The 19,026-nt window shown below is 55.0% G+C and carries 19 protein-coding genes; 4 read left to right on the top strand and 15 right to left on the bottom strand.

All coding sequences use genetic code 11. The annotated features are described in order from the left end of the window. Positions 1–110: 110 nt before the first annotated feature. The gene (locus tag MWU64_RS01725) at positions 111–1,214 is read right to left on the bottom strand and encodes a multifunctional CCA tRNA nucleotidyl transferase/2'3'-cyclic phosphodiesterase/2'nucleotidase/phosphatase (RefSeq protein ID WP_247059958.1); all 1,104 of its coding nucleotides are present in this window, start codon (positions 1,212–1,214) and stop codon (positions 111–113) included. A gap of 150 nt (positions 1,215–1,364) precedes the next feature. Further along, the gene (traF, locus tag MWU64_RS01720; RefSeq protein WP_247059956.1) at positions 1,365–2,627 is read right to left on the bottom strand and encodes a conjugal transfer protein TraF; all 1,263 of its coding nucleotides are present in this window, start codon (positions 2,625–2,627) and stop codon (positions 1,365–1,367) included. Between the two features lie 250 nt (positions 2,628–2,877). Here traF and MWU64_RS01715 point away from each other — a divergent pair, with 250 nt between their 5' ends. Both MWU64_RS01715 and MWU64_RS01710 read left to right on the top strand, forming a co-directional pair. Then, positions 2,878–3,420 carry an LPP20 family lipoprotein gene (locus tag MWU64_RS01715; RefSeq protein ID WP_247059954.1) on the top strand — a complete coding sequence of 181 codons (543 nt, stop codon included), beginning with the start codon at positions 2,878–2,880 and terminating at the stop codon, positions 3,418–3,420. A gap of 33 nt (positions 3,421–3,453) precedes the next feature. Then, positions 3,454–4,665, top strand: coding sequence for a flagellar assembly protein T N-terminal domain-containing protein (locus tag MWU64_RS01710; RefSeq protein ID WP_348645536.1), 1,212 nt, complete (start codon positions 3,454–3,456; stop codon positions 4,663–4,665). A 2-nt stretch (positions 4,666–4,667) separates the two neighbouring features. On the opposite strand, the gene MWU64_RS01705 is transcribed toward MWU64_RS01710, so the two are convergent. From MWU64_RS01705 to yegQ, 8 genes are all read right to left on the bottom strand, one after another. Then, a complete protein-coding gene (locus MWU64_RS01705; protein ID WP_247059953.1) occupies positions 4,668–5,129 on the bottom strand; it encodes a SufE family protein in 462 nt (153 codons plus the stop codon). Then, positions 5,126–5,668 (bottom strand): putative Fe-S cluster assembly protein SufT, encoded by a 543-nt coding sequence (sufT, locus tag MWU64_RS01700; protein ID WP_247060749.1) that lies wholly within the window; start codon positions 5,666–5,668, stop codon positions 5,126–5,128. The genes MWU64_RS01705 and sufT overlap by 4 nt, the downstream gene beginning before the upstream one ends. A gap of 18 nt (positions 5,669–5,686) precedes the next feature. Then, a complete protein-coding gene (locus MWU64_RS01695; RefSeq protein WP_247059951.1) occupies positions 5,687–6,043 on the bottom strand; it encodes an iron-sulfur cluster assembly accessory protein in 357 nt (118 codons plus the stop codon). Between the two features lie 12 nt (positions 6,044–6,055). Then, complete coding sequence (locus MWU64_RS01690) at positions 6,056–7,309, bottom strand: cysteine desulfurase (protein ID WP_247059949.1); 1,254 nt, start codon at positions 7,307–7,309, stop codon at positions 6,056–6,058. A gap of 4 nt (positions 7,310–7,313) precedes the next feature. Continuing rightward, positions 7,314–8,600, bottom strand: coding sequence for a Fe-S cluster assembly protein SufD (gene sufD / locus MWU64_RS01685; protein ID WP_247059947.1), 1,287 nt, complete (start codon positions 8,598–8,600; stop codon positions 7,314–7,316). A 15-nt stretch (positions 8,601–8,615) separates the two neighbouring features. Next, the gene (sufC, locus tag MWU64_RS01680; protein WP_247059945.1) at positions 8,616–9,377 is read right to left on the bottom strand and encodes a Fe-S cluster assembly ATPase SufC; all 762 of its coding nucleotides are present in this window, start codon (positions 9,375–9,377) and stop codon (positions 8,616–8,618) included. Positions 9,378–9,432: 55 nt separating this feature from the next. Continuing rightward, positions 9,433–10,881: a Fe-S cluster assembly protein SufB gene (sufB, locus tag MWU64_RS01675; protein ID WP_247059939.1), complete on the bottom strand. Its 1,449-nt coding sequence runs from the start codon at positions 10,879–10,881 to the stop codon at positions 9,433–9,435. 213 nt (positions 10,882–11,094) lie between these two features. Further along, positions 11,095–12,420, bottom strand: a complete 1,326-nt coding sequence (yegQ, locus tag MWU64_RS01670; protein WP_247059929.1) for a tRNA 5-hydroxyuridine modification protein YegQ — start codon at positions 12,418–12,420, stop codon at positions 11,095–11,097. A 185-nt stretch (positions 12,421–12,605) separates the two neighbouring features. Here yegQ and MWU64_RS01665 point away from each other — a divergent pair, with 185 nt between their 5' ends. Then, entirely contained in the window at positions 12,606–12,962 is a 357-nt protein-coding gene (locus tag MWU64_RS01665) for a helix-turn-helix transcriptional regulator (protein ID WP_247059927.1), read from the top strand. On the opposite strand, the gene fabB is transcribed toward MWU64_RS01665, so the two are convergent. The 3 genes from fabB to MWU64_RS01650 all read right to left on the bottom strand — a co-directional run bounded on the left by fabB (position 12,963) and on the right by MWU64_RS01650 (position 16,014). Continuing rightward, positions 12,963–14,174 carry a beta-ketoacyl-ACP synthase I gene (fabB, locus tag MWU64_RS01660; protein ID WP_247059925.1) on the bottom strand — a complete coding sequence of 404 codons (1,212 nt, stop codon included), beginning with the start codon at positions 14,172–14,174 and terminating at the stop codon, positions 12,963–12,965. An 11-nt stretch (positions 14,175–14,185) separates the two neighbouring features. Then, positions 14,186–14,695 (bottom strand): bifunctional 3-hydroxydecanoyl-ACP dehydratase/trans-2-decenoyl-ACP isomerase, encoded by a 510-nt coding sequence (gene fabA, locus MWU64_RS01655; RefSeq protein WP_247059923.1) that lies wholly within the window; start codon positions 14,693–14,695, stop codon positions 14,186–14,188. Between the two features lie 134 nt (positions 14,696–14,829). Beyond that, the gene (locus MWU64_RS01650; protein ID WP_247059915.1) at positions 14,830–16,014 is read right to left on the bottom strand and encodes an NnrS family protein; all 1,185 of its coding nucleotides are present in this window, start codon (positions 16,012–16,014) and stop codon (positions 14,830–14,832) included. Between the two features lie 124 nt (positions 16,015–16,138). On the opposite strand from MWU64_RS01650, the gene MWU64_RS01645 reads away from it, so the two are divergent. Next, positions 16,139–16,516 (top strand): SirB2 family protein, encoded by a 378-nt coding sequence (locus tag MWU64_RS01645; RefSeq protein ID WP_114334443.1) that lies wholly within the window; start codon positions 16,139–16,141, stop codon positions 16,514–16,516. A gap of 77 nt (positions 16,517–16,593) precedes the next feature. Here the strand turns inward: MWU64_RS01645 and MWU64_RS01640 are convergent, their stop codons facing one another. Together MWU64_RS01640 and MWU64_RS01635 are read right to left on the bottom strand one after the other, a co-directional pair. Then, positions 16,594–18,045: a catalase gene (locus MWU64_RS01640; RefSeq protein ID WP_247059912.1), complete on the bottom strand. Its 1,452-nt coding sequence runs from the start codon at positions 18,043–18,045 to the stop codon at positions 16,594–16,596. An 81-nt stretch (positions 18,046–18,126) separates the two neighbouring features. Next, complete coding sequence (locus MWU64_RS01635) at positions 18,127–18,942, bottom strand: ion transporter (RefSeq protein WP_247059910.1); 816 nt, start codon at positions 18,940–18,942, stop codon at positions 18,127–18,129. Between the last annotated feature and the right edge of the window lie 84 nt (positions 18,943–19,026).

Here is a 19,026-nt window from a genome sequence, read left to right as displayed (position 1 = left end):
ACTCTCCGTTGAATAAATGCAGGTTCAGCCGGTCGGCTGCCCCGGTATGTAATTTATTGGCAGCTATTGTAGCGGGAAAGCCCGAGTGCGCCAAAACCACCAAAGTCGAGTTATGGCGCCAAAGCCTGCGTGATACGTGCGAGCCGTTCGTTGCGGATGGCGTTACCCAGTTCTTTGCCCTTGAAACCTTGTTTCAGCAAAGCTTGCGGGCTTACACCCTGTGCGGATTCAGCCGCGAGTTTCAATGGTTGCACATGTTGCTGCTGGGGCGTGCAAGTGAGTGTAGCTAATAGCAGCTCGAAGCGCTCGGGCCTTCTCCATAGATCGGCCTGGTCAAACATATCCAGCACGTTTTCAGGGGGCAGATCAGCGCCGTTGTATTGTGAGAGCCACCCCGTGAGCAGGCATAGCAGCCGGGCGAGATCCCGGCAGTCGTTCGGGCTTTTCATGGCCGTTGCTCTGGCGCTGGCTTCTGGCTCCGGCAGGGCACTTAACAACGCCGCAAACCGCTGGGCGGTTGTGCTGTCTTGTGTGCTTATGCATTGCAACGCTTGAAGGCCTGCCTCGAAGCGTTCGGTGTTGGCCAGCTCGGGCATCAGAATGTCCAGCGCGCCCAAGTCGTGCAGTACCTTAAAAAACACGGTGGGCGACTTTTCGTGCAGCGCGCGCTGAACTTCTTGCCATACGCGTTCTGGCACCAGATGCTCTAACTCACCGCTAGATATCATTTCCCGCATAAGCGCCATAGTGTCAGCGCAGATGGTGAACCCGAGGGGGTGGAAGCGTGCGGCGAAACGAGCAGTTCGCAAAATCCGTAGAGGGTCTTCTGCGAAGGCCTCTGAAACGTGCCGCAGGGTTTTCTGTTCCAGATCGGCTAAGCCGTTGAACGGGTCCACCAAGGTGCCGTCTTCGTGCTCGGCCATGGCATTGATGGTGAGGTCGCGGCGCTTCAGGTCTTCTTCAAGGGTAACGTCCGGAGCGCTGTACACGGTAAAGCCGTGATAGCCGCGGCCCTGTTTTCGTTCAGTGCGGGCGAGGGCGTATTCTTCACCGGTTTTCGGGTGTAGAAACACCGGGAAATTGGCGCCTACCTGTCGGAAACCTTTTTGCTTCATGGCTTCTGGCGTGGCGCCGACGACAACCCAGTCGCGGTCTTTAACCGGTATGCCCAGTCGCCCGTCGCGCACTGCGCCGCCCACAAGGTAGATTTCCATGATGCTTGCCCTGATCAGTATTGAGTGCCGAATTCGGCTGAATTTATAGGCGGAATTATCGGTGCGTTATGGAAGTGACGCAAATCGGAGAGGGGGGAGGAGTAGATTCAGGGGCAGATAGCCTGCCCCCGAGGGATTGAGGCGGTTTAGTTAGAAGGCGGCGCCAAACTCGATTGCCGCGCCCACATCCGCACTGCTGTACAAAGCACCGATGTCCAGACGTGCGCCGAGCAGGTTCAGGCCTAAACCGGCGGTGAACTGGGTACTTTCTTCAATGCCGTTGTTGTCGCTGTTGCTGGCCAGATTGTGGCGAACCCCGGCACGCAGTTGGGCATAACGCCAGGCATCAAACTCAGCACCCACGGCCAGCCATTGAGTGTCGTCTTCGTAGCCGAAGGCTTCTTTTTTTGTCAAATCCACTTCCGCGGTTACCACGTGATAGGCACCTTTGTGGGCGATAGCTGCCGTGACCATGGGGTTGAGTTCGAGGGTGTATTTATCTTCGAGCGCGGGGCGGCTTTGCGCTGAATCAAGTTCCATGGGAATCAGGTTTTTCACCACAACGCCGGCGTTCCATTGTTGCTGCTCACCGAACGCGTAAGCGGCACCGATGTCCAGGTTGAAGCCGCTTTTTTCGGTTTGGTATTCGTCGCCGTCGAATTCGTCGTCTTCAAAGCCGGAAACGGTTTCAGTGTATTGGAAGGTACGCAGTTCGACGTATTTCGGAGTCACGCCCAGTTGGAAACTTTTGCCGTTATTCAGCTCGATGGTTTTAGCCACGCTAATGCCGGCTTCTACAACGGCAGAGGCTAGAATTCGGCCGCGAGACTTCAGATCCCGGTCCAGGTCTGCAAGCACGAGTTCCGCCGCTGTGGCGTTCTCTAACTCTTCCAGATAGGCATTGTCATCCTTATCGAACTCGCCTCGGACGGTTGCGCGGAGATTCGCGTTTGTCATAAAGCCAACGGAGATAGAGTCTGTAGGAATTGCAAAGGCCAAGCCCAGTCCGGCATCAACTCGGACGGTGTCCTTATCAAATTTGTTCAATCGTTCACGTAAATCTTTTGCGAGGTCGCGAGCTTCTTGGGGGTTTGAAGCACGATTTAAGTCTTGAAATTCGTCAATAACATCTTGAATGTCATCAACCTGATCAATGGTTTCTTCTTCATCCGCCGCACGCACGTTAACGGATGGCAGCATCAAGCCAAAATCATCGGCCCAGTCGTGTTGCTGCGAAGCCATCATGGCTGGGTTGGCGCTCGGTGCGGCGGAGGGTGCAGCTACCGCGACACCGGTTCCGGCCATGGCAAAAGAGCGTGACGACATGAAAGCCTGAGGGCTGGCCAAAGCGGAGGTGGTGGCGATGGACAGGCCAATGGCCAGGGAGAGTTTGTTAAAACGATTGATGTTCATTCGATGCCTGCTGTGTATGTTGTTGTGAGCTACAGAAAACAGATTGTTAAAAGGTTAGGTCAGAGCCGTAAGATAAACAGCACTCAAGGCGTAACGGTTTGTTCTAGATTCGTAAACAGAGGCAAGAAACTGCCGGTTTGCTGATCAGAAAGGCTTGGTTTTTTAAAAAACACGACATAATTCATTGGGTTATCCATGATGGCGTGATTTTTTCATGGATTTTGGAAACCTGTTTTCCGGAGACGAGATAATGACACTGAGATGGCGCTTTCTGCCCGTGTTGCTGGCCATGCTGTTGGTTGGCTGTGCGACCGGAGGTAAGCAAGATACCTCGGATGAGTTTGAGCCGATTGTGGTTCAGGTCAGTGGTTTTGGTGTCTACGGGCAAGCTCAACAGGGGCGCTCAAACCCCAAACAGCGCTTGATGGCGCTAAGAGCGTCGAAGCTGGATGCCTATCGCAATCTGGCGGAGCGCGTATACGGAACGGTGATTTACGGCCATTCGACTGTGAGTGATTTCGCGCTCGAGAACGACAGCTTTCGGGGGTATGTAGACAGCTACGTTCGGGGAGCGCGCATTTTGTCGGTGGAGGAGCACCCCGGGGGCGTGGTTGAAACTGTTATGGAGTTAAAGCTGGAGCCGCGGTTCCAGCAGTGTGTCTCTGAGGTGGCCGATGACCAAGTGCGGGACCTTTGCCCAATCCCTATGCCTGACCACTACGAGCCAGTAGAAGGCGTGGCAAAGACCGAATCAAAGGGCGAGAAAGTTGATTCACTTTATTATTTGGATTAAATCCGCCGATTATTGGCTGGTTCTGGGATGATTATGACTCGCATCGTACTGTTTTTTATGTTGATGATTGGCTCGGCTTGGGCCAGCGCGGCGGTTCTTGAAGGTGTGGGGCATGCCAATATTCGAGAGAACAACCTGGACGAGGCCCGTGCCGAGGCTCGGCAAGCGGCTATGCGAGATCTGGCGCTGCAGTATCGGGCCCAAATCAGTACGCAGGACACCGTTGAAAACGGGCAGCTTACGGACTCCAGTACCACCTTGTCGTCAAATGTCGAACTTCGTAACGCGACCATCGTCGATGAATCTCAGCGGGGAAACTTGCTGCGTGTGGTTGTTCGGGCCGAGGTTGGCGAGAACTCTCAGGGGCACGGTGGCACATGCCAGGCCGGAGAAGCCTCCGGGCTGCGCAAACGAGTGGCCGTAACCGGATTCCCGATTGTGGATCCGTCTCAAGGCGGTGATCCGGGGCTAGATGACGCGGGTGAGAAGCTGCCGCAGGCCTTGATCACGCGCCTGCAGACACAGGGCAAGCTTCAGGTGTTGGGGGCAACGTCGCTACGCTTGTTCAGTCATTTACCGGATGCGCCGACAAGCCAGTCGAACATGGCCAGTAACCGGCTCACCAACGTGGTACAGCTGGCACGTGAGCTGGGTGCGCAGTTTGTTGTCACCGGTGTGATTCGGGATATCGGGCTGACGGACCCTGATGCCTGGGGCACGTCGGTCTTCGAGAAAATGCAGAGAGGGCTGGGCTTTGGCGATAAAACCCGACGTTTCGAAGCGGAAGTTATGGTGTTTGATGGCTTCAGTGGTTCGCCGGTGTTCCGTAAGCGGTTTGAAACCTCCGCCAATTGGACCCCGAGGGGCAGCGGTACCGCCGGTTTTGCGTCAGCCGGGTTCGAGAACAGCGAATGGGGACGCGCTGTATCAGGCGTGATTGATGAGATGTCGGCCGCTGTTGGCAGTGCTCTGAATTGTCAGCCCTTTATGACGCGTATCACTCGTGTGACTGGCGATAAGGTTACCCTGGCATCTGGCGCTACGGCAGGCTTGCGCCCCGGTGATCAGATGAATGTCTATCGCAGCCAGCGCTACTTTGATTCACTGGAGGGTACGCCGGAGTTAGCGGATGCCGGGGTGATGATTACGCTGGACAGCGTTCACCCCGATTTCAGTACCGGTCGCATCGGCACCATCGGACAGCAGGTCAACATCCAGCGGGACGATCTGGCGATTATCTGGTGATCTCAGGCAGCGGCTTCGGCCGCTGCAATATCCCGAATCTTGCCGACCATGGCGCGCAGGCCGTTACCACGAGTAGGGGAGATGTGGCGCATCAAGTCTAACTGTTCGAACAGTTCGTCAATGTCGGTGGCTAGCAGTTCCCGAGGTGATTTGGCGTTCAGAGCTACCAGGATGATGGCCGCCAGGCCACGTACGATCATGGCATCTGAATCGATCAGCAGGAACAGCTTACCGCTGTCTTCGTCGTGCTGATGAATGACCCACACCTGACTTTGGCAGCCGTGTACGTAGTTCTCTTCAATGCGTGCTTCATCCGGAAACTCTGGCAACTGTTTGCCTAGGTCGATGATGAAAGCGTAGCGGTCTTCCCAGTCGTCCAAAAACTCGAAGGCATCCAGAACGTCTTCGAGTGTGGTTTTCTGGCCGAGAGGATTGTCCAGAAATAATTGTTTGCTAGCGGTCATAGCATACCCAGTTCAAGTTTGGCTTCGTCGGTCAGCATGTCGTTGTTCCAGGGCGGATCAAAGGTGAGTTCTACGGTCACCTTGTCGACGTTGGGCACGTGCTCTACTTTACGCTTCACATCGTCGGTGATCACCGGCCCCATGCCGCAGCCTGCTGCCGTCAGCGTCATTTTGATGTAAACGTGGTTGCCGTCGTCAGTGCCGTTTTCGATCTTGCACTCGTAAATCAGCCCCAAATCGACCACGTTGACCGGGATTTCCGGGTCGTAGGCGCTGCGCATAGCTTCCCAGACCTGATTTTCGTTCACCGTGCCATCGGCGGGTGTTTCAAAGCTGCTTTCCAGCGGTTTCTTGCCCAGCGCGTCTGCGTCGTGGCCTTCGATGCGAGCTAGATTACCGTTGACCGCAACGGTGAATGTGCCGCCCAAAGATTGGGTGATGGTTACGAAGGTATCGGCCGGAATCATGATTTCCGTGCCCACCGGTACCAATCGTGCTTCCACTTCGCGCTTTGTCAGGACAACTTCCCGTTCTTGCATGCTCAATAAAGCCTCTGTTTATGACACCGTAAAGCTTTCGCCGCAGCCGCACTCCGCTGTTGCATTAGGGTTGCGGAAGCGAAACAGGGAGTTGACTCCCTCGGTGACAAAGTCGATTTCAATACCGTTAACCAAAGACAGGTGTTCTTGTTTAACAAATACGTCGACACCGTCGATGGAGAAAATTCGATCGTCGTTGCCGGGTTGTTCAACCCATTCCGTTTCGTATTTAAAGCCGGAGCAGCCGCTTTTTTTGATGGCGAGGCGAATGCCTTTTGCGTCCGGTTTTTTATCCAGTTGTTTGCGAACGTGTTTGACCGCTGTGGGTGTCATGGTGACGTTGACATCGTTCGGGGTGAAGACTTCGGCCGACATGTTTCCACCTCCTCAGGTAAACAGGCGCTGAATTTTTTGCAGGCCGGCGAACAATTGCTCGACCTCTTCCAACGTATTGTAGAACGCAAATGAAGCCCGGGCTGTACCGGGTACTCCGTAGAAATTCATCAGTGGCATGGCGCAGTGGTGGCCGGTGCGAATGGCAATGCCTTGCTGGTCCAGCAGGGTGCCGATGTCGCTGGGGTGTAGCCCGGCGATCTTGAACGACATCACCGGCACTTTGTTTGCCGCGGTGCCAATGATTTCCATACCCGGAACTGCCTCCACCAACTCGTTGGCGCGGGCCAACAGAGCGTTCTCTGCCGCTTCCATGGCCTTCCGGTCAAGGCTGTCGAGATAACGGATGGCCGCTGCCAGCCCAACCGCTTCGGCGATAGCCGGTGTGCCTGCCTCGAATTTGTAGGGCAGAACGTTCCAGGTGGTACGCTCGAATGAAACCCGTTCAATCATCTCGCCGCCGCCCTGGTAGGGAGGCATCTGTTCCAGTAATTCCGCGCGACCGTACAGTACACCGATGCCGGTGGGGCCGAACAGTTTGTGAGACGAAAACACGTAGAAATCACAATCCAAGGCCTGAACGTCAGGCTTAAAGTGGGGTACCGCCTGGGCACCGTCAATCAAGGTCAGTACGCCCTGATTTTTAGCTTGCTTAATCAGCGCGGCAATCGGGTTCACGGTACCCAGTACGTTGGATACGTGGGTGATGGCCAGAATGCGGGTGCGCTCGTTCAGCAGGCTGTTGAACGAGTCCAGATCCAGTTCACCTTCCGGAGTCACTTGTACAGGCACAACCTTGGCACCTGTTCGTTCGGCGACCATCTGCCATGGCACGATGTTGGCGTGGTGCTCCATGTGGCTGACCAGAATCTCGTCACCTTCTTTCAGGCGAGGGGCCAAACCGTTAGCGACCAAGTTGATGGCTTCTGTGGTGCCACGGGTCCAGATAATTTCGCGCGTGCTGGGTGCGTTTACAAAGCTGCGAACGGCCTCCCGAGCGCCTTCAAAGGCTGCTGTGGCGCGATCGCCCAGCGTGTGAGCGCCCCGGTGCACGTTGGAGTGCATTTCCCGGTAGTAACGGTCCATGGCATCCAGCACGGCGGTTGGCTTTTGGGCCGAAGCGCCGTTGTCCAGATACACCAACGGCTTCCCGTTAACCTCTTGGGCCAGAATGGGGAAGTCGCGCCGGATGCGTTCTACATCAAACGCTTTGGTGCTGGTGTTGTTTGCCATGGACAGATCGCTCATGCCTTCAGATCTCCTGGAAGGTTTGCTCGAAGAATTCATTCAGACGTATCTGGGCCGTATCCCGCACAACTTCCAGCGGTATCTGGCTAACCAGTTCGTTGATGAACGCCATGGTGAGCAGTACGTTTGCATCGCGGCGACCAATGCCCCGTGACAACAGGTAGAAAATGGATTCTTCATCCAGCTGGCCGATGGTGGCACCGTGGGCACACTTCACATCGTCGGCGTAGATTTCCAGTTCGGGCTTGGTGTCGATTTCGGCACCGTTGTTCAGCAACAGGTTTTTGTTGTTCATATCCGCAAAGGACTTTTGCGCGTCCTGATGGATATGAATGCGCCCGTTGAAAATCGCGTGGGATTGGTCGGCTGCGATATTGCGATAAGTTTCTTCGCTGTTGCAGTTGGCCGCCACGTGATCAATGGAGGTGTGGTTGTCGTAGTGCTGTTTGCCTTGAGTAACCACAACACCGTTGAGCTTGGTTTCGGCTTCTTCGCCGACCAAACGCACCTGCAGGTCGTGCCGGCGCAGAGGGCCGCCAAAACCAACACAGTGGCTTTCGAAGCGCGAACTGTGGTTCTGGACCACGCCAGTAGCACCAATGTGCTGAACCGATTCACCTTCCATGTTCAGGCGAATGCTGGTCACGTTTGCGCCGTCGGCCAAGGTAAATTCGGTCACCGTGTTAACAAACGCAGGGGCATCTCCGCTCGACGTGTACTCTTCCACCAGCGTGATCCGGCTGTTTGCTCCGGCTTCAACAAAGATGCGCGGGAATGCCGAGCCACTGGTGTCTGCAGCGGTTTCATGAATGATGAACAGCGGCTGATCCAAAACGGCATCAGCGTCAAGGCGCACCAGTAAACCGTCATCAAAACGGGCACCGTTCAGACGAGCGAATTGCGCCTGATCGTGGTCCAGTGTGCTGCCGAGTTGAAGGGCGAGAACGTCTGCCTCTTCGTTGCTCAGATCGCTGAAGCTCTGGATGGTGATGCCATCCATGTCTGGGTAGTCGCTGGCTTCCGGGATCAAAATCCCGTTACGGAAGACGACTTTGTAGCCAGACACCGCGAGACTGTTACCGGCCTTGCCTTCTGCAGGCAGGGAGATGGCCATCTCGTCAGTCAGCTTCAAATACTTGCTGGAGTATTTCCAGTTTTCGGTTTTGCGGGTGGGCAATGGCATATCGACCAAAAGGCTCGCCCGCTGTTTACGCAGCGCCAGCAGCGGCTCAGGCAGTGTTTGCCCGGCCGGATGCAGGAAGGCGCTGGAAAGCATAGGTGCTTGTTTCATTCCGCGGCCTCCTGATCAGTTGCTGGTGTCTTCGTCGTTGATTCCCAACCAGCCGTAACCGCGTTCTTCCAATTCAAGTGCCAGTTCACGGCCACCGGATTTAACGATCCGGCCGCCCGCCAGTACATGCACGTAATCCGGCACGATGTGGTTAAGCAGGCGCTGGTAGTGGGTGACCATCAGAATAGCGCGGTCTTCGGCACGCAGGGCGTTAACGCCGTTGGAAACCACTTGCAGTGCGTCGATGTCGAGGCCGGAGTCGGTTTCGTCCAGAATCGCCAGTTTCGGCTGAAGCAGCAATGCCTGCATGATTTCGTTACGCTTTTTCTCACCACCGGAGAAGTCTTCGTTAACGCCACGCTTCAGGAACGAAGGGTCCAAATCCACTTGCTTGGAAACTTCTTTGGCCTGCTTCATGAATTCGGCCGCGTTCATTTCTTCTTCGCCGCGGTGCTTGCGCATCGCATTGACCGCCGTGCGCAGGAACTGAAGGTTGCTCACGCCGGGGATTTCGACCGGGTATTGGAACGCCAGAAAAACGCCTTCGCGAGCGCGTTCTTCGATGGCGAGGTCCAGCAGGTTTTCACCGTTCAGGGTGACTTCACCGCTGGTGACTTCAAATGCCTCGTTGCCTGCCAGAACCTGTGACAGGGTGCTCTTACCGGAACCGTTGGGGCCCATGATGGCGTGAACTTCCCCGGGCTTGATATCCAGGTTGATGCCTTTGAGGATTGCTTTGTCCTCAACGGATGCGTGCAGGTTTTTGATGCTCAGCATTTGTTGCTTCTCTCTTTTAACCGTCTGAATTCTTTGTGTTTGCCGTGGAACTAACTTAACCAACAGAGCCTTCGAGGCTCACTTCCAGTAGCTTGCCGGCTTCTACCGCAAACTCCATCGGCAGCTCTTTGAACACCTCTTTACAGAAGCCGTTCACGATCATGGAAACGGCCTGCTCCGGGTCGATACCGCGCTGGCGGCAGAGGAACATCTGCTCGTCGCTGACCTTGGAGGTGGTGGCTTCGTGTTCCACGATGGCCGACTTGTTCTTGCTTTCGATGTACGGGAAGGTGTGGGCGCCACAGCGGTCGCCGATCAGCAGCGAATCACACTGGGTAAAGTTACGTGCGCCATCGGCAGCAGGACCGAATTTCACCAGTCCGCGGTATGCGTTTGAGCTGCGACCTGCCGAAATACCTTTGGAAATGATGGTGCTCCGGGTGTTTTTGCCCAGATGGATCATCTTGGTACCGGTGTCTGCCTGCTGATGGTTGTGGGTCAATGCGACGGAGTAAAACTCGCCGACACTGTTTTCACCACGCAGGACACAGCTCGGGTATTTCCAGGTGATGGCGGAGCCGGTTTCGACCTGCGTCCAGGACACTTTGGAGTTCTTGCCGATACAGGCGGCGCGTTTGGTTACAAAATTGTAGATGCCGCCTTTGCCGTGCTCATCGCCCGGATACCAGTTCTGTACCGTAGAGTACTTAACCTGGGCATCGTCGAGGACAACGATTTCAACAACGGCAGCGTGCAGCTGGTTTTCGTCCCGCATGGGCGCGGTGCAACCTTCCAGATAGCTCACGTAGCTGCCTTCTTCGGCAACGATCAGAGTGCGCTCGAACTGGCCGGTGTTGGCCGCGTTAATCCGGAAATAGGTAGACAGTTCCATCGGGCAGCGAACGCCTTTCGGAATGTATACGAACGAGCCGTCCGAGAAGACTGCCGAGTTCAGCGCAGCGAAGTAGTTGTCGCCCGCAGGAACCACGCTGCCCAGGTATTTTTTAATCAGCTCAGGGTGTTTGTGCACCGCTTCGGAAATCGGGCAGAAAATAACACCGGCTTTTTCCAGTGGCTCTTTAAACGTGGTGGCTACAGACACGGAGTCAAATACCGCATCAACCGCAACGCCGGCCAGTTTGGCGCGTTCGTGCAGCGGAATGCCCAATTTTTCATAGGTGCGCAGCAGCTCTGGATCGACTTCGTCCAGGCTCTGGGGCATGTCTTCTTTTTTCTTGGGCGCTGAATAGTAGGAAATGTCGTTGTAATCCACCTTCGGGAAATCAACGTGGGCCCATTCGGGTTCTTCCATGTCCAGCCAACGACGATATGCTTTAAGGCGCCACTCAAGCATGAACTCCGGTTCTTGCTTGATTTCAGACAGGCGGCGGATTACATCTTCATTGAGGCCGGGTTCGAAGGTGTCTGACTCAATTTCGGTTACGAAACCGTGTTCGTATTCCCGTTTGATCAGCTCTTTCACCTCATTGTCGGTGGTCGCCATGATCGTCGCTCCGTAATTCTCTCATCTGGGGCATGGTGCCCTGTGTTTCGCCGGGGGAGCTGAATGAAAAGAGCTCCTCCCATTGCTTCTGGCGAATGATTATACAATACCAGAGTAATTTAGTCAGGTATTAAATCGGCCGTGTAGGGATTATACCTTAATCATACGTGCAGCCCTACCTATGAGCTGCACGCCGGGAGCATTCGGCTGGGGTTAAGGGGTGGGCAGAATACGTGTCAAATAACTAAAGCGGAGAGCGTTTGGCAGCCCTTGGGGTTTTGGGATGCGTACGATGTGTCCGCTACCCGGAGCGCAGGCCATGGTTTCTCCGCTACGGCTCTGCATGGTGCTGGCGGTAAACCGCAGGTTTCCGGCAGGGTTGATCAGTTCCAGTTGGTCGCCCGGTGAAAATTTGTTTTTCACATCAATGGTCAGCCACTGGTCGTCGGTATCGGTAATGGTCCCGACCACTTGCTGGGTACCAAGAAATGATGACCCTTGTTCATAACTCTGGTACTCCTGCGGCACATGGCGACGTAAGAAGCCTTCGGTGTAACCACGGTTCGAGAGTGCTTCCAGCTCATCCATCATTTGCATGTCGAAGGGTTTGCCGGCAACCGCGTCGTCGATGGCACGGCGGTAGGTCTGAGTAGTGCGGGCAACGTAGTAGGTGCTTTTGGTGCGGCCTTCGATTTTCAGTGAATGCACGCCCATGTTGACCAGTTCAGCTACGTGTTGAACGGCCCTTAAATCTTTCGAGTTCATAATGTAAGTGCCGTGCTCGTCCTCGTAAGCCGGAATATAACCGCCCGGGCGGTTCGGCTCTTCCAGCAGGATTTCTTTCGGCTCGAAGGTCTGCACATTTTGTTCTGACGAGTTGGCGGTGGTGGCAATCAGGTCACCGGTTTGATCGGTGGTGTGGGCCACGGGCTGGTAATTCCAGCGGCAAGCGTTAGTGCAGGCGCCTTGATTGGCGTCGCGGTGATTCATGTAGCCGGAGAGCAGGCAGCGGCCCGAGTAAGCCATGCATAAAGCGCCATGAACGAACACCTCCAGTTCCATCTCCGGTACTTTTTCCCGAATCTCGCGGATTTCATGAAGTGCGAGTTCCCGGGACAAGATTACGCGGCTGATGCCTTGTCGGCGCCAAAATTCCACAGTCGCCCAGTTGACCGCATTGGCTTGCACCGAAAGGTGGATGGCTTGGTCGGGCCAGGCTTCTTTGACCAGCATGATTAAGCCGGGGTCCGACATGATGAGAGCGTCCGGCTTTTGCTCAAGAATGGGGGCGAGGTCCCTAAGGTAGCTGCGCACCTTGTCATTATGAGGCGCAATGTTCGATACCAGATAGAACTGCTTCCCCAGCTCATGGGCTCTGGCGATGCCGGCACCCAATGCTTCAACGTTTTTGAAACTGTTGTTTCTTACCCGCAGGGAGTACCGGGGTTGGCCAGCGTATACCGCATCCGCCCCGTAGGCGAAGGCGGTTTCCAGGTGTTCGGGAGTGCCGGCAGGGGCGAGCAGTTCCGGGGTTTTCATGGTTTCTCCGAGAGTGTGAGGTCGGGTGGGGCTGTGGTGATTTTAACCGGGTCGCATTTTGCCGGAATGTGGTGCCTTTTCTATTGATCTTGCTCAAAGGTCTTATTGATCCTTTTCAGCTAACATGTGTACGCTGACGCGTATGTACTATGCGCAAAGCTAAACGGGTAGTGGGAGGGAATAATATGGGAACGGAGAAGGCATCGTCGGACGCAGCCAAGAAACCCTTGGGTGGCCGGGTCAGTTCGTTAATCAAGGTTCATTTGGCACGAGGCAAAGTTGGTGTTGAAACCGTTGCGGGTCAATTGAATATGAGCCGTTATACGTTGCACAAGAAATTGCGACAAGAAGGGGTGACGTTTGCGGCGTTGTTAGAGCAGGTGCGACGGGAGCAAGCGATTACTTACATGAAAGATAAATCCAAGCCGTTGGTGGAAATTGCCGAACAACTTGGATTCTCGGAACTGAGTGCATTCAGCCGGGCGTTCAAGCGCTGGATGGGAACGCCGCCGGCTGAATACCGCTCGCTTCGGATGTCCTGATCAGACTTTCTTGAAGATCAGGGTGGCGTTCGTGCCGCCAAAACCGAAACTGTTACTCATGACCAAGTCCAGATTCTGGTTGTCCATGCGTTCGCGGACAATCGGGAAGCCTTCCGCACCCTCGTCCAGATTCTGGATGTTGGCCGACGGTGCGATAAAGCCTTCGCGTTGCATGATCAATGAGTAAATGGCTTCGTGTACACCCGCCGCACCCAATGCGTGGCCGCACAGTGGCTTGGTTGAGCTCAGGGGTGGAATGTTATCGCCAAAGGTTTTCTTGAGAGCCTGAAGCTCGGTGATATCACCCGCAGGCGTACTGGTGCCGTGAGTGTTGATGTAATTGATTTCACCATCAACGTTGGCCATCGCCTGCTGCATGCATCGAATCGCGCCTTCACCACTTGGTGCAACCATGTCGGCACCGTCGGATGTCGCGCCAAAGCCTACCAGCTCCGCCAAAATCGTTGCGCCCCGTGCTTCTGCATGTTCCAGCGCTTCCAGAACCAAGGCACCACCACCACCTGAAATAACGAAACCGTCGCGGTCTGCATCGTAGGTGCGTGAGGCTTGCTCAGGGGTGTCGTTGTACTTGGTAGAGAGTGCGCCCATGGCGTCAAACATCAGGCTGAGCGTCCAGTGGATGTCTTCACCTCCGCCGGCGAGCATAACGTCCTGGCGGCCCAGAGCAATCTGGTCAGCGGCGTGGCCGATGCAGTGTGCGCTGGTCGCACAGGCAGAAGTAATGCCGTAGTTGATGCCGGTTATGCCGAACGCGGTTGTGATAGAGGCGTTGATGGCACTGCCCATGGTGCGTGGAACGCGGTACGGACCAACCCGGCGAATGCCTTTGTCGCGATGGGTGTCGATGGAATCCAGCAATTCAACGGTTGATGCACCGCCGGTACCGAATACAGCGCCTGTGGTATTGGCGCGAATTTGCTCGTCTGTCAGGCCGGCCTGTTCAATGGCCTCTTTGGTGGCCAGGTAACTGTAGCCTGCAGCCGGGCACATGAAACGCAAGATCTTGCGATCAATCAGCTCTGACAGGTTCAGATCAATCTTGCCGGAAATGTGGCTGCGCAAACCGTTGTCGCGGGCCTCTTCGCTGAGCGCAATGCCAGAGCGGGACTCACGCAGAGATTCGGCGACTTCTTTTTGATTGGTTCCAAGGCTGGAGACAATCCCCATGCCAGTGATTACAACACGACGCATCTTGCTAACTCCTAAAAGTCGTCAGTGGAGGTGAACAGGCCAACCCGCAGATCTTTGGCGGTGTAGATTTCACGACCATCCACTTCCATTCGGGCATCCGCAATCGCCATGGTCAGCTTACGGCGAATCAGGCGTTTAATATCCAGATAATAGGTGACTTTTTTATTACTCGGCAGCACCTGACCAAAGAATTTCACTTCGCCGGCACCCAGTGCGCGGCCTTTACCTTCGCCACCGCCCCAGGCCAAGTAGAAACCAACCAACTGCCACATGGCATCTAGCCCGAGGCAGCCGGGCATAACCGGATCACCTTGGAAGTGAACTTTGAAAAACCAGAGATCCGGATTGATATCCAGCTCAGCTATCAGGCTGCCTTTGCCGTGCAAACCGTCATCAGCACCAACGTGGGTGATGCGATCGACCATCAGCATTTCGTCGATGGGCAAACGCATATCGCCGGGGAACAATTCGCCATGACCGCAACGGATCAGGTCTTCTTTGTCAAAGTGATCAGGGTACATATTGCAGGTGTCTCTGTTTCAATATTTGATACACCTACTTTAGCGCCTGATACGAAAACAGCTATTGACCTTTAGTGGATGATTGCAAGAATGACACGCCTATTTGACGTCCGTCACGGTTGCCGAGTGCTTATTTAGCCCTCTTTGCCATCCGCTCTCGGGCTAGCCAGCACACCGGTGTAGCGAATGAGAAATACGCCGTAAGCAAACACCCAAAGCACAGTGCTTGAGCCAATGCCCGGGGGCCAGGGAATGACCTCGAGGGCGGTCAGCACCCTGATAAGTGCAGCTAGTTGGATAGCAACAAAAGCCGCCACCATGCCTTTTGGCAATTGGAGCGGGCGGCCGGTATGGCCAAGCGATACGCGAGCGATCACGCCCAGTATCAGGCAGCCCACTGCGCCAGTCCCGGCCGCATGACTCCAGGCGCTGGAGGGCCATCCGGCCATCAGCGAGCCTGCCAGCAGAATCAGGGCCACCGGCACCCAGAGTAAGGACAGATGCAGAATCCATAACAAGGGTTCGGAGCGCGCGAGCCAACCCTTCCAGTTATACAGGCGTTTAAGCATCAGCCCGGCGGCGACTAGAGCGAGAATCGCTGTGAGGGTCTGCCAGCCGGTGACCAATGAGGCCATCAACACAACCATGGCGAGTAAATTGACCAGATCGAGCGGCGCAATCATTTTCACGCGAGAGGCATCGTAACCACGCTGGCGTAGCCAGCCTGCGGTAAACGCGGGCGTAATCCGGCCGCCGACAATGCTGATTAAAGCCATCGCCATAATCAGTGCGCCGTAGCTGAATGACATGTCGAGTCGGGTAACAAAGCCAATCTGCATGAGCCAGAGCAGGCCTAGTACCGCCAGAATCATGAGTTGCCGTTTTTGTCGTGCACGCCAGATGCGCCAGCCCGCATCGATCATCACCAGAGGCAGGAAGGCCAGATTGACTGCGTGCACCAACATATCCGGCAAACTGCCACCCAACGCCAGCAGCAAACGCCCGGCCAGCCAGACGGCCCACAGCAGCATAAGCGGAACCCCGTGCATGCGTTCCGTCTGGGTCCAGACACACACCGCGGTCAACAAAAATCCGGCAATGGCGGCGGATAAAAAGCCGAACAGCATCTCGTGTTGATGCCAGAACAATGCGGGCATGGCCAAGGGCAGTTGAATGACCCCGGACACTTCCAGCACCCAGAGTGGGATGCCGACAAGCGTTAGCACCGTCATTGACAGGAAGAAGATCCGGAACGGATAGGCGAACAGCTGCTTAAGGTTCGCGCCGCTTTGTTCTGCAGAGGTTGGGTGCGCCTGCATAGATACCTCTCATATACATGTATTTGATGTATATGTTAATCCTGCGGTTATTTAATCACCATACCTGCTTGGGGGTATTTTGCGTACAATGGCGGCAACATTTTGATGGAAAAGGGAAGTTTGAATGACCGCCTATATGATTTTAAAACACCTGCACATGACGGCCGCGTATCTGACCATTACCTTATTCGCACTGAGACTGCTGCTGGATGTTGTTGGCCGGCCGGGCTGGCGGGAAACACCGCTGCGCTGGATTCCTCATGCTAACGACACGGTTCTGTTGGTCGCGGCCATCGCACTGCTGTTCGTGGCGGGTTACGCATCAAGTATGCCGGGCTGGCTGATTGCCAAGATCGTCTTGTTGGTGGGTTATATTGTGGCGGGTGTATTCGCTATTAAGCCCAAGTTTTCCACACCGGTTCGTGTGATTGCTGCCATTCTTGCCTTGGTGCAGGTGAGCGCCATTTTCCATTTGGCCATGGCTAAGCCGTTGCTGGGCTAAGGCTAAAAGCCCCGTATAAAGAAAACGCCCACGCTTCTGTTCGAGGCATGGGCGTTTTTTATGGCCGTGTTTTCCGTTTATTTGGGTACTTTCAGGCCCATTGCTTTCGCGACGCCTTCGCCATAAGCGGGATCTGCTTTCGCGCAATGTCTGATATGCCTCAGTTTGATCTCTTCGGGTACGCCGTCCATGTTGCGGGCGGTGTTTTCAAACAGCACTTGCTGCTGCTCGGGGCTCATCAGGCGGAACAGGTCGCCCGGTTGTGTGAAGTAATCGGGTTCTGTTTCCCAGAAGTCAAAGCGATCCGCATCACCCTCCAGCGCGAGTGGCGGCTCGGAGAAGTCTGGCTGTTCCTGCCATTCACCGTAGCTGTTTGGCTCGTAGTGCAAGCGGCTACCCTGGTTGCCATCTACCCGCATCAGGCCGTCCCGGTGATAGCTGTGGAACGGGCAGCGTGGTGTGTTGACCGGGATTTGTGAGTGATTAACCCCCAAACGGTAGCGTTGCGCATCGCCGTAGGAAAACAGGCGACCCTGTAGCATTCGGTCGGGCGAGAAACCAATGCCCGGAACGACATGCGCCGGGTTGAATGCAGCCTGCTCAACATCAGCAAAGTAGTTTTCAGGGTTTTTGTTTAACTCGAAGTAGCCGACCTCGATAAGCGGGTAATCGCCTTTAGGCCAAACTTTGGTCAGGTCGAAGGGGTGGTAGGGCACTTTCGCCGCATCTGCTTCTGGCATGATTTGCACATACATGGTCCAGCGCGGGAAATCGCCGCCTTCGATGGCGTCGTACAGATCACGTTGAGAGCTTTCGCGGTCCTGACCAACGACATCAGCGGCTTCCTGATCCGTCAGGTTTTTGATGCCTTGCTGGGTCTTGAAGTGGAATTTCACCCAATAGCGCTCATTGTCTGGGCTGATGAAGCTGAAGGTATGAGAGCCGAAGCCGTGCATATGCCGGTAAGAGGCAGGAATCCCCCGATCACTCATTACGATGGTGACCTGGTGCAGGGCTTCCGGCAGGCTGCTCCAAAAGTCCCAGTTGTTGGTTGGGCTGCGCATGTTCGTGCGCGGGTCACGTTTAACGGCATGGTTGAGGTCAGGGAATTTCAGCGGATCGCGGAAGAAGAAAACCGGAGTGTTGTTACCGACCAAGTCCCAGTTGCCCTGTTCGGTATAAAAACGCAGCGCAAAACCGCGAATGTCCCGCTCGGCATCGGCTGCACCACGTTCGCCGGCGACCGTTGAAAAGCGTACAAACATGTCGGTTTGTTTGCCGACTTCGCTGAACAAGGCCGCCTTGGTGTATTGCGTGATGTCATGGGTAACGGTGAAACGACCGAACGCGCCCGAACCTTTAGCGTGCATGCGCCGCTCGGGGATAACCTCACGGTCAAAATGCGCCATCTTCTCCAGAAACCACGCGTCCTGAAGCAAGATCGGACCGCGCGGACCGGCGGTCAAGCTGTCTTGATTGTTTGCTATCGGGCAGCCCGACACCGACGTTAACTTGGGCTTATCGGCCATCGCTTTACTCCTCGGATAAGTAGGAAAACTAATTTAGAGAGTAGAAGACAAAGCCGGTTGAAGCCAACGATTGCGACTAAATCACCGTTCCAGCTTCTCACTCAGTTCATCCAGTTTTCGCTGGACAGACTGGAGTTGTTGCACGATCTGGTCCCGCTCGTCGTGGGCTTTCTGCGCCGCCTCAGCATTTTGCTCCTCGCCCATGACTTCCAGAATCGCCCCGATCATCATGTTCAGAAATACGAACGCGGTGAGGAATATAAAAGTGAGATAGAAAATCCAACTGAACGGATAATCCGCCATGGTGGCGTACATCACATCAGTCCAGTCCTCGAACGTGGCCACCCGGAACAGGGTGAGCATGGATATGGCGACATCGCCCCAGAGTTCTTCATCCACGCTGGCAAAAAACATGGAGCCAATCGCCGCGTAGATATAAAAGATGATGAACATCAGCAGGGCGATGTAGCCCATGCGAGGAATGGCTTTGAGCAGCGAGTTGATCAAAAAACGCAGCTCGGGTACGACCGATACCAGTCGCAAGACCCGGAATACCCGAAGCAATCGGCCCAGCAGCACGGCCTCGGAATTGTCGAGCGGGATCAAACTGCCGATTACCACCAAGGTGTCGAACAGGTTCCAGCCATCCATCAGAAACCGTCGTTTGGCGGGGCAGGCGGCAAACCGGAAAAGAATTTCAATCAGGAAAAACAGCGTGATGGCGTTGTCCAGTACCGTCAGGGACTGCTCGACAATCGGTGGCAGATCGTAGGTTTTCGCGCCAATGGTCAAGGCTGACAAAATGATGATGGCAATGACTGCGCCTTGAAAAACTTTGCTGGATTCAATGCGCTTGAGTTGTTCAAAACTGTTAGAAGAAGACAGTTCAACAGACATCACTAAGGCTCCGGGTAAAAGAATCGGGGCAATTCTAATGGTCCGGCGAGGTCGGTGGTAGTTTTGTGTTCAGATCTGACAAAC

Origin of the sequence: Marinobacter sp. S0848L (assembly GCF_023016065.1) — a bacterium.
Classification (GTDB): domain Bacteria; phylum Pseudomonadota; class Gammaproteobacteria; order Pseudomonadales; family Oleiphilaceae; genus Marinobacter.
Note: the sequence above shows the minus strand (reverse complement) of the source record. Positions and strands in the feature narration are given on the sequence as shown.

Coding starts and splice junctions, on each gene's coding strand:
- MWU64_RS01725 (WP_247059958.1), bottom strand. CDS start 1,214: ATGGAAATCTACCTTGTGGGCGGCGCAGTGCGCGACGGGCGACTGGGC.
- traF (WP_247059956.1), bottom strand. CDS start 2,627: ATGAACATCAATCGTTTTAACAAACTCTCCCTGGCCATTGGCCTGTCC.
- MWU64_RS01715 (WP_247059954.1), top strand. CDS start 2,878: ATGACACTGAGATGGCGCTTTCTGCCCGTGTTGCTGGCCATGCTGTTG.
- MWU64_RS01710 (WP_348645536.1), top strand. CDS start 3,454: ATGACTCGCATCGTACTGTTTTTTATGTTGATGATTGGCTCGGCTTGG.
- MWU64_RS01705 (WP_247059953.1), bottom strand. CDS start 5,129: ATGACCGCTAGCAAACAATTATTTCTGGACAATCCTCTCGGCCAGAAA.
- sufT (WP_247060749.1), bottom strand. CDS start 5,668: ATGCAAGAACGGGAAGTTGTCCTGACAAAGCGCGAAGTGGAAGCACGA.
- MWU64_RS01695 (WP_247059951.1), bottom strand. CDS start 6,043: ATGTCGGCCGAAGTCTTCACCCCGAACGATGTCAACGTCACCATGACA.
- MWU64_RS01690 (WP_247059949.1), bottom strand. CDS start 7,309: ATGAGCGATCTGTCCATGGCAAACAACACCAGCACCAAAGCGTTTGAT.
- sufD (WP_247059947.1), bottom strand. CDS start 8,600: ATGAAACAAGCACCTATGCTTTCCAGCGCCTTCCTGCATCCGGCCGGG.
- sufC (WP_247059945.1), bottom strand. CDS start 9,377: ATGCTGAGCATCAAAAACCTGCACGCATCCGTTGAGGACAAAGCAATC.
- sufB (WP_247059939.1), bottom strand. CDS start 10,881: ATGGCGACCACCGACAATGAGGTGAAAGAGCTGATCAAACGGGAATAC.
- yegQ (WP_247059929.1), bottom strand. CDS start 12,420: ATGAAAACCCCGGAACTGCTCGCCCCTGCCGGCACTCCCGAACACCTG.
- MWU64_RS01665 (WP_247059927.1), top strand. CDS start 12,606: ATGGGAACGGAGAAGGCATCGTCGGACGCAGCCAAGAAACCCTTGGGT.
- fabB (WP_247059925.1), bottom strand. CDS start 14,174: ATGCGTCGTGTTGTAATCACTGGCATGGGGATTGTCTCCAGCCTTGGA.
- fabA (WP_247059923.1), bottom strand. CDS start 14,695: ATGTACCCTGATCACTTTGACAAAGAAGACCTGATCCGTTGCGGTCAT.
- MWU64_RS01650 (WP_247059915.1), bottom strand. CDS start 16,014: ATGCAGGCGCACCCAACCTCTGCAGAACAAAGCGGCGCGAACCTTAAG.
- MWU64_RS01645 (WP_114334443.1), top strand. CDS start 16,139: ATGACCGCCTATATGATTTTAAAACACCTGCACATGACGGCCGCGTAT.
- MWU64_RS01640 (WP_247059912.1), bottom strand. CDS start 18,045: ATGGCCGATAAGCCCAAGTTAACGTCGGTGTCGGGCTGCCCGATAGCA.
- MWU64_RS01635 (WP_247059910.1), bottom strand. CDS start 18,942: ATGTCTGTTGAACTGTCTTCTTCTAACAGTTTTGAACAACTCAAGCGC.